This is a genomic window from Paenibacillus tuaregi, assembly GCF_900086655.1.
Taxonomy (GTDB): domain Bacteria; phylum Bacillota; class Bacilli; order Paenibacillales; family Paenibacillaceae; genus Fontibacillus; species Fontibacillus tuaregi.
In genome coordinates this window covers 4,040,069-4,054,483 of record NZ_LT575476.1, presented here as the reverse complement: position 1 = coordinate 4,054,483, position 14,415 = coordinate 4,040,069, and the positions used below count along the sequence as shown (strand labels likewise).

Below are 14,415 nucleotides of genomic sequence, written 5' to 3'. Positions count from 1 at the left end.
AGCTGCTTAGTTGATGGAGGTTGAGGAATATGCGTTATATGATGGTTGTTTTGTTGGAATTTTACCCTTCCTGGCTGGCCCTGCCCCGGGAAGAACGGAGGGAACATGCTGCTTCACTGCAGGAAATAATAAGCAGGTACACCGAACATGTGCAGGTGCGTTTTTTCGATGCGGAAGCCTTGCCGGGCAAGGATTATACGGATTTTGTAGTATGTGAGACCGAAGACTTGCGCCAGTACCACTATATGTGGGAGGAAATTAGGGATTCAGAGCCGTATACCCGAGGTTATATGAAGATCAAGGATGTTCTGATGGGGATGGAGAACGCCTTCAAGTCCTATGAATCCGAGGTTCTTAAAATGGATGATAAGAGAGCAGGGAATTAGGCCGGTAATGGATCAGATCGTGGAAGACAACAGCAGCCCCGTGCATGGGAAGAGCACGGGGCTGCTGTTGTTTTCATTTATTCAGATTTGGAAGCTGAACCGGGTGCATGCTGAACCCGTTTGTACACGAGCAGAAAGACAGTTCCCGCTATAAGGGCGGCAGCAATCAGAATGAGTGTCAAATTGCTGTACAGGCCTGCCGTGCTGCTGCCAATCCCCGGAAGATGCGGAGATACGAGCCAAGATCTGGACATTATGCCTCCTACTACAGCCACACCAAAGCCTTCTCCCAGGAAGCAGGCAAAGTTCAGCAGGCCCATGCCCGATCCGGATTCCTCAGGACGCAATGCACCTGCTACACTGGTGGAGATGACAGTCTTTATAAAGGACAGACCGCCGAAGGTCAGGATCAGGGTGCCTGTGATAAGCCAAGGCGTCAGCTCGACAAATAATGCCGTACCTAACAAACTTAGGATGAGCAATATTATGCCGATACGCATGGTAAACAAATTTCCGCGTTTATCAACCAACATTCCACCTAGAATCCCAAAGAGAACCACACTGACCGTGCCCGGAAACAGAACGCCGATCCCGATGAGGTCTGTAGGCAGGTTGTGCACGGTTCTCATCATATAAGGCACCATGGATACATAGCCGGCAGTCAGGCCTAACAGAATACTGCCTGTTAATACGCCGAGGATAAATGCTTTTCTGCTAAATAAAGAAGGTTCGATAAAAGGCTGGCGAGCCTTACGAATACGCCAGGCGAACCCGAGGAACAGCAGCAGGCTGGTTAGCAGGTACATCCAGTCGTACAGTGAAATGAACAAAGTAAATGTTACAATCCCCGCAGACATTAGTACAGCGCCCGGAAGGTCGAGCTTTCCCTTCTTCGCGGGTTCTCCCGGCAGATCCCGTATAAAAAAAGGCAAGGCCAGCAGGGTAAGCATCGGCAGAGCGAACAAGTAAAACCAGTGCAAATAATGGGTTACCACTCCCCCGATGACCGGGCCGATGCTTTCCCCGCAGGCTACCACAGAGCCGATAAGGCCGAAGGCTCTGCCCTGCTGCTTTGGCGGGATTGATCCGGCTACGATAACCATAATCAGAGCTGGAACCGATGAGATTCCTGCTCCTTGGATGAAGCGGGCAATCAGCACCGCAGCATAACTGGAGTGAAATAATACTCCGACCAAAGATCCTACACCATACATCAGTACGCCGGTTAGAAGAAGCCTTCTTACACCGTACAAATCCGACAATTTGCCATACACCGCAGTTCCGATGGCAAACGAAAGGATAAAGCTTGTGTTGATCCAATTCGCCGCCGAAGGCGAAATCCCGAACTGGACTGCCATATCCGGCAGCGCCACGTTAAATACCGTTTCGTTCAGAACACTGAAGAACGCCAGAAAACTAAGCCAGGCAACCGATTTTGGGATGCCGGCTGTAACCTTTTTACTCAATGGAATAGCCCCTTATTGAACAGGGAACTACGCAGTTTATAGGGCCAGTGATACGTCTTTCCCCGGATTTAGTACCCTCTTAAATACATTGCACTTCATATTAACGCCTCCTGATTAAAATGTTCATCAAAATAGTGATTCAACCCATCATATTTCCAGAAAGTTTGGAATTTCAATGGAAAATTTAATTATAAAAAATCCTACGTTGTCTGCTGGAGATATAAGCTCGCAGATATAAGTCTATATTTTTCAAAAAATAATGATTATGCTTTATTCAAACTATGGAGATGCCTCATTAGAATCATATTCAGCCACGCTGGGTGAGCTTTTCACGTCGAGATAGAGCTCGTAATTTGCCGTTGACTTTGCCCTTAGGGGAAGGTGTTAAGTAGAGGAGAACACAGCACCTGATTATCTAAATAGGAGGAGGTGACCCCTTGTTATCAATTGGGGAGTTCTCTAAGATGTGCGGCGTATCTACAAAAACGCTTCGATATTATGATGAAATTGAACTTATCAAACCGGATGAGATTAATCCTGAGAACGGGTACCGGTACTACTCCATCAAGCAGCTTAAGAAGATGCTCTTGATCAACCGCTTGAAATCGTACCATTTCTCCCTGGAAGAGATGAGAGACATGCTGGAGTGGGAAGAAGATCTGTCCGAGGAAAAGCTGTGTTCCGCGCTTCTGCGGAAGAGGCTGGAGATTCAGGAGAAGATGAACGCTTTAGAATGCACGCTTAAGCAGATAAACAGCGATATCTTGAACTTGGAGCAGGGCATACCGATGATGTCCTACATGGAGAGCATTGAGGTACAGCTAGTTGAAACTCAGCCGATGAACATTCTTTACTTGCGTCAAATGCTCAGCATGGAAGACTATGCCGCGGGGTATGAGACTTATTTTGGCAAATTGTATGAGAAGATAGCCGTCGGGAATCTCACCATGCTGGGTACACCGATGACGATTTACCACAGCCCTGAATATAACCCGGCGGGCAATGATACGGAGTTTGCCATACCGGTCAAAGAGATTGTTAAGGGAACGAGAGATTTGCCGGGGGGGCTCTGTGCCAAGTCCGTCTTGAAAGGCTCGTATTCGGAGCTGACCTCGGTATTTGCCAAGCTGAGAGAGTGGATCGAGCAGGAAGGCTATGAGCTTATCCGATCCCCCTTTGAAATTTATATCAACGATCCCCATGAGAACACCGTGCCTGAGGACAGCATTACTGAGGTGTATTTTCCAATCAGGAAAAAATAGAAAGCCAGATAAGTTGAACTATTGATTTACACATGGAAGCAGCCGTGTGAAAAGTTCCTCCGATCGCTGTTGCGCCCAGATTTCTTGATTAAATTTATAAGGTGGAAGCCAGGTCACAAAGGCGAACGCTTCGCTTCTTCAGAATCATTTCACACTCTTGCTTAATGGTAAATCTTAAGTTCAACTTATACAGATTTAGGAGGAATTTATTATGCAAAAAACCGCAGAATGGCAGGCTGAAGATCCGGCTGCTTTAGGAATGGATGCCGGGAAGCTGTCAGAGCTTGGCTCTGAAATTATATCCGGATACAGCAATATTAATGGGATTGTTGTAGCGAGAAATGGAAGTATTGCGTACGAACAATATTTTAACGGTTATGGTCCGGATGATGTGCACCACGTGGCGTCCGTGACCAAAAGCGCAATCTCGGCTCTCATAGGGATTGCGATCAATGAAGGGCACATTCAATCCGTGGACCAGAAAGTGCTGGATTTCTTCCCTGACTATGTTCTGGACGCTGCGGACACCCAGAAGGGGGATATTACTATCCGGCATCTTCTCACCATGACGGCTCCGTATCCATTCCCAGATTGGCAGGAACCGCTGGACAAGATGTGCATGCAGCCAGACTGGGAGAAATATATCCTGGATATGCTTGGCCAAAACGGAAGCATCGGGGCGTTCAAATATTCCACTGCAGGGGCTCATCTGCTGTCCATCATTCTTACCCGCAGCACCGGCCAAAACGCCCGTGCGTTTGCGGGGGAACGATTGTTCAAGCCAACTGGCATGAGAGTCATTCCGGATTATGGCATGGACTCTTTCGGGTTCGAGGAACTATTCGGAAGCAAGGTTCGAGGATGGGTGCAGGACCCCGCCGGAAATTCGACGGGTGGATGGGGTCTTACGATGAGTCCACGGGACATGGCACGATTTGGCCAACTGTATCTGAACCGTGGCAAATGGGGCGATCGTCAGGTGATTCCGGAGACATGGACCGTTGAATCCACCGTCTTGAACCCTTACGGCTATGGATACCTGTGGTGGGTGCGGGAAGAGGATGGTGTTTTTGCCTACTCGGCCATGGGGGACGGCGGTAATGCGATTTGCTGTATCCCGGAGAAAGACATGGTTGTAGCGATAGCTTCAGCTTTCATGCCAAATGCCCGTGATAGGTGGACTCTGATTAAGGAGCATATCCTTCCAGCTGTACTAGACTAGTCCGGCATGTGGGATTCTGAGGTATGGGAGAAGTCCAGTGAGTATTTGGAGTTAAAGCAATTGGTATATAAAATAACGCCCCAAGTCCAGAAATGGACAAGGGGCGTTGTTCTTCTCTCAATAAGCAAGTACGATACAGGTGGCGGCTTATCATTTAATAAGGCATCCACCCACTAACTTCCTATGTTGAATGAAGCTAGCTTACCTTACTTGCTATATTCTCTAAAGTGATTCAGCATATAAAGAGCATAAATGTTTTTTAGCTGCTTTACATAGGCCCGAGTAATAGGCATTTGATCGTTATTGGACATGACAACATAAGAAGCATTGAACCTGTGAACATGCTCAAGATTAATAATAACTGAACGATGAATAAGCAGAAAAGGATAACTAAGCTTCTTTAGATATTCATGGAGTGTGCCTGAAATAATATATTGTTGATCTGATGTAATCACTTTAATTTTATTTTGTGTTAACGTTTGCTTAATTTTTATTAGAGCAATAATATCCGAAGTTTTTATCACGGTTTGCCCTTCCTCGGTTTTAACAGTTAGAAAGCGGTTGACTGACGAAATGATATAATTGCAAATGGATAACATATTGCTTTTAAAAGTATCATAAGAGATTGGCTTTAGCAAAAATTGAAATGGCTGAACTTCAAAACTTTCAAGCATGTATTCTGGATGACTAGTAAAAAAAATGATCTGAACGTCTCTGTCCGGAATAAGCCTTATGTAGCGTGCTGTCTCTATTCCGCTCATTCCTTCCAGAACAATCCCAAGGATAAGGATATGAAAGGCATATGACCCATGATCCCTATAATATTTAATCAAGGACTCACCTGAAGAAAAGAGTTTTATTTCAAAAGAATAGGAAGTGGTCTTGGAAAGCTTTATAAGGAATTGTTCAAGCTGCTTTCGTGAGTTAGTCTCATCAATGCAAACCCCTACTCGAAACACTATATTTCCCTCCCTTAGAATAACCTTTGCATCTAATTTAATAACCCATAATAATACAAAAGAGTTAAATTAATGTTTGGAAAAAAATGGAATAATCTAACTTAATACTCACAAGACTTGTATGTTGAGGTAGATTTTTTTACATTTTAAATACAGGTTATTCCATTTTTGGGTTGGATGATATATATTTTGGATGAACATAAACCTATAGCATATTGATTTATAAAAAAGTGAAGAAAATCACAATAGGGTTTTAAAGAAGGTACTATGAACAGTTATATTCCAAAGAACGAGGTGAAGGTGATGAGTTCTCTATTCAAAACGCATGATGAAATGACACGCTTATTCACACTCAAGCTTCATAACAAGCTGGATAGAATGGGAAAGCTATTCACAACAGATTTGAATAATTACTTCTATGATACTGGAACAGGGAAAGTGCTCGTCCTTGATGACGACTCCTTCAAAATTATGAATGCTTTATTTAACTTGAAGGATATGCTCAGTGTTGAACAGATGGTTATGGAAGAGATAGTCAGCAGAGACAAAATTATTGACTTCGAGAACACGGTGAGGGCAGAGCATCTCTTTCTTGCTCCTGAACTTGATAGGCTGTATTCCTATGATCATTATGAAGGATTGAAAGACCGAATAAATGAGGGATTGGAACAGATCATTCTTGAGTTGACCGGCCGTTGTAATCTTCGTTGCGGCTACTGCATTTATAACGATGATTGCGATTTAAATAGAAACTTTCATCAAGACGACATGAGCCTGGAAATAGCTAAAGCGGCGGTTGAATATACTGCAAAACACTCGAGAGAAGAAGTTGCCGTTACATTCTATGGCGGCGAGCCCTTGTTGAAATTTGATTTATTAAAATGGGCTATCGAATATTCCAGGCAAATTATGCAGGATAAAAAGTTGACCTTCTCATTAACAACTAATATGACGCTGGTTACAAAAGAGATAGCAGAATATTTCGCATCAGTTCCGAACTTAAGCCTTGTATGTAGTATGGATGGTCCAGAATATGTACAGGACTCCTATAGAAAGTATGCCAATGGCAAAGGAAGCTTCTCAAGAGCATTTCAAGGATTAAAGCTGCTAGCCGAAGCCTTTTCAGCGAGTCAAAATGTTCTGTCGATTAATGCCGTGTTTGCTCCTCCCTATACTTACGATAAATTAAACGATATTAATTCATTTTTTGCTGACCTCGATTTTTTACCAAAGCACACGGAAATAACAATTGGTTATGCTTCTAAAGGAAGCGTAGAAGAGGATGAATATATTACGGAGCTGCACCAAAACCCTAAGTATTCACACAATAACGAAAATATCGTTAGTCCACTATGGATCTGGATGAAGAAACAGGTAGAAAGTCATTCAGCTATAAGAAGTGATAAAAATAATGTGTACTCCTCATCTATAGAAAGAACTCTTAATAGAGTTGAAAACAGATTCTTAACTGATGAGCCTAGAAATATTTTTCCCTTCAATGGCTGTTGTGTTCCAGGTGCCCGAAGATTGTATGTGAGTACGACTGGGGAGCTGTTTGTTTGCGAGCGTGTAGGAAACTCACCCTCTATCGGTCATGTTTTCACTGGGATCAATTTTGATAACATACAGAAATATTATGTTCAGGATTATTCAGATGGCTCTATTGAGCAATGCAAGAACTGCTGGGCTGTTAGATTGTGTAACACTTGTTATGCCGCTAATTTCACCCAAGAAGGCTTTGACTCCAAAAATAAAAATATGAAATGTGAGGCTCTCAGACATTCACTTCTGAGTGAACTGGCACTTTATCATTCTATCCGAGAGATAACGCCAGAAAAGCTCAACTTCTTAGAGGATATAGAAGTTTATTAAAGGTGTTACCCTTTCTCAGGCGTTATTTGCCTGGTAAGGATAATATACAATTTTCCAGAAAGGAGGTGACACTATTATGAAAGTTGTTAACCCATTGTTTCGTAAACAGAACAATGCAGATACATCTGCACATGCTTGCAACTGTGTTTGTAGTGTAACTCAAGGAAATCATGACTCCACTCATAATGATTCATGGTGGTTCTGGAACAGCAGCTGTGGTTGTGGTTGTGATGGAACAAGTGCAAATAAGAATGCCAATCATGATAAAGCGGTGAATATGTAAATAGTCCGTAAAAGGTGATTTGGCGTATGTCGAATCGCCTTTTCTTATAACTACAGCTCTCTTTTGTGGGGAAAGAACATTCATAATTAGGGTGGTTAGCATGCCAAATATAACACACTTCGAGCAGAATCAAGGCTTGTATGTTGTAGAAGGCCCTTTTGATGGGACTCTTCTCTCTATTTGTATCAAGGCTGGCTGTGAGGCAGAGCCTGAAGGAAAGAATGGACTGGCTCACTTGGTTGAACATATTTGTTTAGCATACCGCAATCATGATCCTATTTTAGAAAAATACAACTCTGAATATAAGCAACTGGGGTTTCATTTCTCGGGTTATACCAATTATGGCCTAACCGTTCTAAATATATCTTTTCCGAGTTCCGCAGAATGCTTGAATTGCTGTGTGCACCTAATAAAAGAGATTCTTCAAGCATCTATTGTGAATGAAGACACATTCCAAATATCTAAAAAAGAGATCCTTGCCGAGTGTAACATTCTGAGTGAAAGATGGAGAGTTCAGAAAGAAATTATTAATTACATTACGAATGGACAAATAAATATACTCCCAGTAGGCGATAAAGATCAAATTGAGCAGCTAACTGAAGAGGATGTGCGAAGTTTCATAAACAAGTTTTATATTTTAACCAATATGGCCTTCATTATCCAAACCAGCCTGTCACTTCAGACAGTGAAAAATGCCGTTCTAGGCATCCTTTTCAACAATAATGAGCCGCTTCCCAAGATATCAGCAAAAGAGATTGCTTATTTGGTTAACCAACCTGCAGAATTTTATTACCTCAAGTCTATGAACAACATCAAAAAAATAGAGTTATTCTTCCATAAACCTTATACCCATATAGACCTAAAAGTAAAAATAGTCAGAATGCTCTTTGAAATAATGCTAACAGATTGTATTGCAAAATATCTTTCTTATTTCAAATCGATCACTGATATCCAACATATAACCATTTCTGACAGACATATCACTAATTACTATTATTATCATGTTATCAGTCTATACTTGCAAAAGGGCGATTGTGACATGGGCACGCTCATGAATGAGCTTATAGACCACTTAAGGTCATACTTCTTCACAGTCAATGACTTCGAAGAAGCAAAAAGATCCATCTCAACATTATCCATGCAATCATCAGATCTGAGCATGGAGCATATTTTCGATAATTTATCAGCTAATTTCTTTTATGATGAGCCCATGCACATTACAGCAGATCATTTTGAAGAAATCCTTAATATTCTAGGTGATTTAAAATCAGATGATGTAAATATATATAAAAATTTAGTCTTAAGTGCTCCTTGCAAAGTAGTAATAGAAAATTAGGGAGAAGGTGAAGTGAATGATTTTAAAATTTAAAAAGACAAAAGACCTTCTCCTGATTTTAATAAAAACTATCCATCTTCTTTGGAGAACTAGTCCTTCTAAACTTATTTTAATCATAATAATTGATACTCTATCCGGAGCTATAATTCCAATAGGCTTATGGGTTTGGAAGGAGTTTATTGATGCTGTTACTAATATATTAATCAAAGGGGTCAGCATTAAAGACTCATTAATGTATGTCTGGCTGGCCTTGCACTTTGTTCTAATCCTACTTAACTCAATAACCCTCACCCTCTCCAACTACATTCAAAATATATATTCATCCATGCTAAATAAAGTTATCAGTAAAAACATCCTTGAAAAGGTATCCCTGTTGGACCTGAAAGACTTTGATAATGCCAATATCTATAACCAGATTCAAAAGTCGAATGATGAATCTCTTACTAGAAGTATAAGTCTGCTGCGCACATTGGTGGGCTTTATAAAAAACTTAACAAGTTTTGTGGGGATAGTCGGAATTTTATTATACTTTAATACCGGGATTGTGCTGCTCTGTGTGTTATCAGCGTTGCCTATGTTCTATATCAGCTTAAAAATTTTAAATAAATGGTTTGAAGTATTTAATACACGGTTCGAAAATAATCGGTTTGTAAGACACCTTAAAACTCTTGCAATTACCAATCAAAATATTAAAGAACTTAAAATCTATAACGCAAACTTGTTTTTACTGCAAACCATTATGAACATTCTTGATGACTACTTAAAAGAGGATAAGAAGATAAGAAGACGTTTCTTGATTGAAACTTCGATTATGGAAATTATTGATAAGGGGGTTGTTTATTTTATAAAAATTTTAGTAGTACTTATTAGTGTTAAATCAAAATTGTCCATAGGCTCCCTAACTATGTATCTTACCTCAGTAGACAATTTGAAGGATTCAATATCCAACCTGCTATCATTAGTGTCAACCGCTTATGAAGATTGTTTGTATGTGCAAAATATCTTTGTACTTTTAGACCTTCCAGTACAAGATCAAAATGAGAAGCCTGATTTTCCATCTGACTTTCATTGTATTCAGTTCAGAAATGTTTCTTTTATTTATCCAGGTACAGATCAGTACGTCCTAAAGAACTTGGACCTCTCCTTGTACTCCTCTCAATCCTACGTGCTTGTAGGACAGAATGGTTCTGGGAAAACAACATTAATCAAGCTCCTATTAAACCTATATCAACCAACAGAAGGTGAGATATTGGTTGACGGAGTAAATATTAATGCGTTTAACCAGGGTACCTTGTTCGCTAATATTTCAGCAGTGTTTCAAGATTTTATTAAATATCCGTTTGATGTTAAAACAAATATTGGATTGGGCGACCTGGAACGCTTGAGTGACCTGGATCAAATTAAAACGGCAGCAGAACAATCCGGTGCCAGTCAATTTATTACTAAGCTGCCATTCGGTTATGATACCAAATTGCAAAAGGAATGGTCAGGCAGTGTTGACTTGTCATTAGGCCAATGGCAGAAACTCGCTATTACAAGAGCACTTATGAAACCTGCTCCAATATTGGTTTTAGATGAACCAACAGCTTCTTTAGATGCAATCGCAGAATATGAAATTTACCAAAATTTTCGGGAAATGAGGGAAGATAGGTTATGCATAATGGTTAGTCATCGTTTTGTGAATACCCTCTTTGCAGATTCTATAATTGTACTGCAAGCTGGCGAGCTGGTAGAAATGGGGTCACATCGAGATCTAATGATCCAAAACGGGATATATGCCAACTTATATAAATTACAGGCCGAGTCGTACGAAAAAGTACCCTCATAATTCGGGGTTGCTTTTTAAGTTCACAAAAAAATCATACCAGGTTTCCATTTTTTCGACGTTTTAACAGTTATACATAATAGAAAGGGGGGATCAACATGGAGGATGCTGAACTCATACTGCGGATTCAGAGCGGAGAGACCGAATATATGGATTGTCTGATTAGCCGCCATTACGACAGTATAGGCAAATATTGCTTTTGGAAGACCCGAAGCGTTGAAGCGGCCGAAGACATTACCCAGGAAACCTTCTATCGCTTTTTTCGTTATTTCGACCAGTACACCCATGTGGGAAAGTGTCGTGCTTACTTGTACACCATTGCACGCCGTTTGTGCAGTGAATATTTCAGCATTCAACAGTCCGTCTCGCTGGAGGAGCTAACGGAGACCAGCGGGTTTACTCTGTCCATGGAGGAAGAGGTGGAAAGTGAGCACAGCGTAAACCAATTGATAAGCAAATTGCCGCCAGACCAGCAGGAGGTCATGCTGCTTCGTTTCATTCATGACTTCAAATATCGTGATATCGCTTCAATTACCGGATTAAGTATATATATGGTCCAGTACAAGGTCAAAAAAAGCCTTAGCTTCATTAAGAAAGATATAGAAAGGGGAAGTTTGCTTGAACAAACGCCAGATAAACACCATACGAGGCCTTCTGCAGCAACCTCCTTTACCCCCTACTGATCCCGAAAAGCTGAAGGAGACCATTTTGCAGTCCAAACAAATTATGCATACACACCAGCCCGGACTTCATATCCGAACAAAGTACATTGACTTTGTTATTATGCAGCTTCGTTTTATTCGTGCAAAGGTATGGGCTGCTCACCTTATGGTTGTCTTGGTTACCGTATTGGCCACGCAAAATTTTTTATTATTCTCAACACTCAACCATCTGCAAGTGCTCGGTATGGTATCCGCCTTGACCCCACTTCTTGCTCTCGCCAGCGCCAAGGTCCTTGCCGGTTCCTTCCAACATGGTGTGGTTGAGCTTGAAGTAAGTACCAAATATTCACTTGACAAGCTCCTGTTAGCTCGTATGGGCATTTTGGGCATTGTGGATGCGGTTTTTCTTACAATAATGCTTTCCTTTCTTTCTCACCGCTTTGATCCGGAGTTCTATGTCATTCTGTTATACCTGCTTGTACCATTTGTCATGGGTTTACTCGGATGCCTTTGGATTATAAATCATACCCGAAGCAGAGAGTCCGGCATTTTGTTATATATAGGCCTGTTAATGCTGACACAAATAACCCTGTCATTTCAGTATGATGCTTTGTATGCTGCCTCTGCAACGGGTGTCTGGATCTTTGTGCTCGTTGTTTCTTTCATAGGCTTAATCTGGGAAGCTCATACGATGCTGGCTTCTTGCAGAAATCGAAATGTTTTTAATCTGATTTATTCATAGTTTGAATACAGCTGCACGGGAGGACTCAATTATGAAACTTGAGCTGAACAAACTGACCAAGCGTTTCTCAGCCAAAACAGCTGTGGAGGACATGAACATCACAATAAATAGTGGAGTTTATGGTCTGCTCGGTGCAAATGGAGCCGGAAAAACAACACTCATGCGTATGATCTGCGGAGTGCTGGCTCCTTCATCAGGTTCAATAACGTTGAATGGCGCTGATATTGCCGAGATGGGAGAGCAATATCGTGATTTGCTTGGTTATTTGCCTCAAAATTTTGGATATTATCCTGACTTTACTGCAGAGGAGTTCTTGCTGTATGTTGCTGCACTAAAAGGCATACCGCCGCGCAATGCCAAGCTAAAAGCAAATGACCTTCTGCAAACAGTCGCTTTATCTGACGTAGCCCGCAAAAAAATACGAACTTTCTCCGGTGGAATGAAGCAGCGTTTGGGCATTGCCCAGTCTATGCTGAATGATCCACGCATTGTAGTACTGGATGAGCCTACAGCGGGCCTCGATCCCAAGGAAAGAGTAAGATTTCGCAATTTGATTTCGGACCTGGCTAAGGACAAAATTATTATATTATCCACTCATATTGTATCGGATGTGGAGTATATAGCAGATCAAATTTTGGTGATGAAGAAAGGGCGCCTCTTAATGACGGGAACCGTCGAAGAGTTAACGTCTTCTATGGAGAACTGTGTGTGGAACTGTCTGGTACCGGCCAGAGAGGCGGATAGCTGGAATGATAAGTACTGTATCAGCAATCTCAAGCATGAGGGCAATCATTTGGAGCTGCGCATTGTGTCCAAAGAAAGACCGCTTCCAGATGCCGTGCCTGTCGCTCCCACCTTGGAGGACCTATATCTGTATTACTTCCAAGATGAATCACCTGCTAAGCCCCTCAAGGGGGTGAGCTTATGATCCCGCTTATCCAATTTGAACTCCGCAAGATGGTAAGAAGAAAAGCAACTTTTGCCGGCATGGCCATAATCGTCATTATTTCAATATTGCTTACTCTCTCTACAGTCTCCGGAGAAAGCCGTACAGATCAAAATGGTCAGGAGATTACCGGTCTTTCTGCAGTCTCGCTGGCTAGAGAGCAGACACATGAGCAGGCCGGAAGGCTGACTACCAAGAAAATAGGGGCCGCGATAGAACGTTATCATGCTGCAAGGAACAACCCCCAAAATTTGAACGGTGAAGAGCTTTCTGATAAAGCCTATGGTCAAACGGAGCAAAAGGACGCTGAAATTCTCAGTCTGATCCGGCAAATTTACTCCCCCAAGGCGGGATATGACTATTACGTTATTAATAAATTAACTTCGGCAGACGCGAGCCATTTCTATCAGAAGAGAATGGACAAGGTCCAGGAGTACCTGGACACAGACTATACTTACGGCAATTATTCGGTTGAAGACAAAGCGATCTTTGTGAAGATGAATCAAAAAATTGCTGTGCCTTTCGCCTTTGATTATACGGATGGCTGGAAGAACGTCCTGCTTAATTTATGGATCATTATTTTTGCAGCTGCTTTTATAATATGTGTATGTGTGTCACCTGTCTTCTCGGGAGAGTATCAGTCCGGTGCCGACTCTATTATTCTTTCCTCCCGTTATGGACGAAGCAAGGTCATCAGGGCCAAGTTTTGGGCGAGTATAATCCTTACAACCGGATTATTTTTAGCCTCTATTCTAATTTTCACCCTGCTGATTCTCGCCATTTACGGATATTTCGGTTGGAACAGCAATCTGCAGATTATCCAGTTTCGGGCGCCCTTTCCACTAACCCTAATGGAGACCTATATCTGGTCTGTCTTGCTTGGTTTTCTGGCCTGTCTCCTGATGATGACATTCACTCTTGTGTTGTCTGCCAAAATGAAGGCCCCCTTTTATGTCATAATATGCTCTGCCATTGTCCTTCTTGGACCGATGTTTATTCCTTATAGCAAAAGCAGCCGATTCTTCAATCATATCATCAATTTATTCCCTGTAAAAATGATGAATGGGTACTCTTCGTTCTCCCATTATGAGCTGTATCATGTGTTAGGATACAGTATACCTGAACCTTACGCTATGGCTGGCACTGCAGTCATCTTATCCATTGTACTTCTCCCCTTAGCCTATAAGGGTTTTAGGAACCACCAAGTTGCGTAAGTGTCTGGAAACTTACTATGGGTACAGTTAACAAGCAGGTTAATCCTGCAAAGCTGGAATGAAAGGCTATGAAGACGGTGTGAAAGTACATCTGGAAAGGGTAGAAGAAGCCTAAAACAAAGTTGCAAAACTTCGGATGCTTGGAATACCGGAGTGGTAGGCCTACCATGGGTGAGTACACGGACGGGATACTGGCGGGTTGCCAATAGGCCAGATGCTGCCTTGACTCCTTAACAAAAG

Annotated in this window: 13 protein-coding genes; 11 read left to right on the top strand and 2 right to left on the bottom strand. The window is 41.9% G+C overall.

The genetic code is table 11. The annotated features are described in order from the left end of the window. Nucleotides 1–29 precede the first annotated feature (29 nt). Nucleotides 30–386: a darcynin family protein gene (locus tag BN6628_RS18150; RefSeq protein WP_068619785.1), complete on the top strand. Its 357-nt coding sequence runs from the start codon at nt 30–32 to the stop codon at nt 384–386. 77 nt (nt 387–463) lie between these two features. Here the strand turns inward: BN6628_RS18150 and BN6628_RS18145 are convergent, their stop codons facing one another. Then, the gene (locus BN6628_RS18145; protein WP_082926966.1) at nt 464–1,852 is read right to left on the bottom strand and encodes an MFS transporter; all 1,389 of its coding nucleotides are present in this window, start codon (nt 1,850–1,852) and stop codon (nt 464–466) included. Between the two features lie 437 nt (nt 1,853–2,289). Here BN6628_RS18145 and BN6628_RS18140 point away from each other — a divergent pair, with 437 nt between their 5' ends. Together BN6628_RS18140 and BN6628_RS18135 are read left to right on the top strand one after the other, a co-directional pair. Continuing rightward, nucleotides 2,290–3,114: a MerR family transcriptional regulator gene (locus BN6628_RS18140; RefSeq protein WP_068619783.1), complete on the top strand. Its 825-nt coding sequence runs from the start codon at nt 2,290–2,292 to the stop codon at nt 3,112–3,114. 211 nt (nt 3,115–3,325) lie between these two features. Continuing rightward, complete coding sequence (locus BN6628_RS18135) at nt 3,326–4,336, top strand: serine hydrolase domain-containing protein (protein WP_068619782.1); 1,011 nt, start codon at nt 3,326–3,328, stop codon at nt 4,334–4,336. Between the two features lie 206 nt (nt 4,337–4,542). Here the strand turns inward: BN6628_RS18135 and BN6628_RS18130 are convergent, their stop codons facing one another. Further along, nucleotides 4,543–5,295, bottom strand: a complete 753-nt coding sequence (locus BN6628_RS18130) for a LytR/AlgR family response regulator transcription factor (protein WP_068619781.1) — start codon at nt 5,293–5,295, stop codon at nt 4,543–4,545. Between the two features lie 267 nt (nt 5,296–5,562). On the opposite strand from BN6628_RS18130, the gene BN6628_RS18125 reads away from it, so the two are divergent. From BN6628_RS18125 to BN6628_RS18095, 8 genes are all read left to right on the top strand, one after another. Then, nucleotides 5,563–7,167 carry a radical SAM protein gene (locus tag BN6628_RS18125; protein WP_082926965.1) on the top strand — a complete coding sequence of 535 codons (1,605 nt, stop codon included), beginning with the start codon at nt 5,563–5,565 and terminating at the stop codon, nt 7,165–7,167. Nucleotides 7,168–7,243: 76 nt separating this feature from the next. Next, nucleotides 7,244–7,450: a hypothetical protein gene (locus BN6628_RS26165; RefSeq protein WP_148449293.1), complete on the top strand. Its 207-nt coding sequence runs from the start codon at nt 7,244–7,246 to the stop codon at nt 7,448–7,450. Nucleotides 7,451–7,550: 100 nt separating this feature from the next. Next, a complete protein-coding gene (locus tag BN6628_RS18120; RefSeq protein WP_068619780.1) occupies nt 7,551–8,786 on the top strand; it encodes an insulinase family protein in 1,236 nt (411 codons plus the stop codon). Between the two features lie 16 nt (nt 8,787–8,802). Continuing rightward, nucleotides 8,803–10,614, top strand: a complete 1,812-nt coding sequence (locus BN6628_RS18115) for an ABC transporter ATP-binding protein (RefSeq protein ID WP_068619779.1) — start codon at nt 8,803–8,805, stop codon at nt 10,612–10,614. A gap of 95 nt (nt 10,615–10,709) precedes the next feature. Then, nucleotides 10,710–11,294, top strand: a complete 585-nt coding sequence (locus BN6628_RS18110) for an RNA polymerase sigma factor (RefSeq protein ID WP_068619778.1) — start codon at nt 10,710–10,712, stop codon at nt 11,292–11,294. Continuing rightward, nucleotides 11,230–12,015: a hypothetical protein gene (locus tag BN6628_RS18105; protein ID WP_162272661.1), complete on the top strand. Its 786-nt coding sequence runs from the start codon at nt 11,230–11,232 to the stop codon at nt 12,013–12,015. The genes BN6628_RS18110 and BN6628_RS18105 overlap by 65 nt, the downstream gene beginning before the upstream one ends. Before the next feature lie 31 nt (nt 12,016–12,046). Further along, the gene (locus BN6628_RS18100) at nt 12,047–12,943 is read left to right on the top strand and encodes an ABC transporter ATP-binding protein (RefSeq protein ID WP_068619776.1); all 897 of its coding nucleotides are present in this window, start codon (nt 12,047–12,049) and stop codon (nt 12,941–12,943) included. Further along, a complete protein-coding gene (locus BN6628_RS18095; protein WP_068619775.1) occupies nt 12,940–14,175 on the top strand; it encodes an ABC transporter permease subunit in 1,236 nt (411 codons plus the stop codon). The genes BN6628_RS18100 and BN6628_RS18095 overlap by 4 nt, the downstream gene beginning before the upstream one ends. Nucleotides 14,176–14,415 lie beyond the last annotated feature (240 nt).

What these genes read in the sequence shown, in the direction of transcription:
- BN6628_RS18150 (WP_068619785.1), top strand. Translation starts at nt 30, where the DNA reads ATGCGTTATATGATGGTTGTTTTGTTGGAATTTTACCCTTCCTGGCTG.
- BN6628_RS18135 (WP_068619782.1), top strand. Translation starts at nt 3,326, where the DNA reads ATGCAAAAAACCGCAGAATGGCAGGCTGAAGATCCGGCTGCTTTAGGA.
- BN6628_RS18125 (WP_082926965.1), top strand. Translation starts at nt 5,563, where the DNA reads ATGAACAGTTATATTCCAAAGAACGAGGTGAAGGTGATGAGTTCTCTA.
- BN6628_RS26165 (WP_148449293.1), top strand. Translation starts at nt 7,244, where the DNA reads ATGAAAGTTGTTAACCCATTGTTTCGTAAACAGAACAATGCAGATACA.
- BN6628_RS18120 (WP_068619780.1), top strand. Translation starts at nt 7,551, where the DNA reads ATGCCAAATATAACACACTTCGAGCAGAATCAAGGCTTGTATGTTGTA.
- BN6628_RS18115 (WP_068619779.1), top strand. Translation starts at nt 8,803, where the DNA reads ATGATTTTAAAATTTAAAAAGACAAAAGACCTTCTCCTGATTTTAATA.
- BN6628_RS18110 (WP_068619778.1), top strand. Translation starts at nt 10,710, where the DNA reads ATGGAGGATGCTGAACTCATACTGCGGATTCAGAGCGGAGAGACCGAA.
- BN6628_RS18100 (WP_068619776.1), top strand. Translation starts at nt 12,047, where the DNA reads ATGAAACTTGAGCTGAACAAACTGACCAAGCGTTTCTCAGCCAAAACA.
- BN6628_RS18095 (WP_068619775.1), top strand. Translation starts at nt 12,940, where the DNA reads ATGATCCCGCTTATCCAATTTGAACTCCGCAAGATGGTAAGAAGAAAA.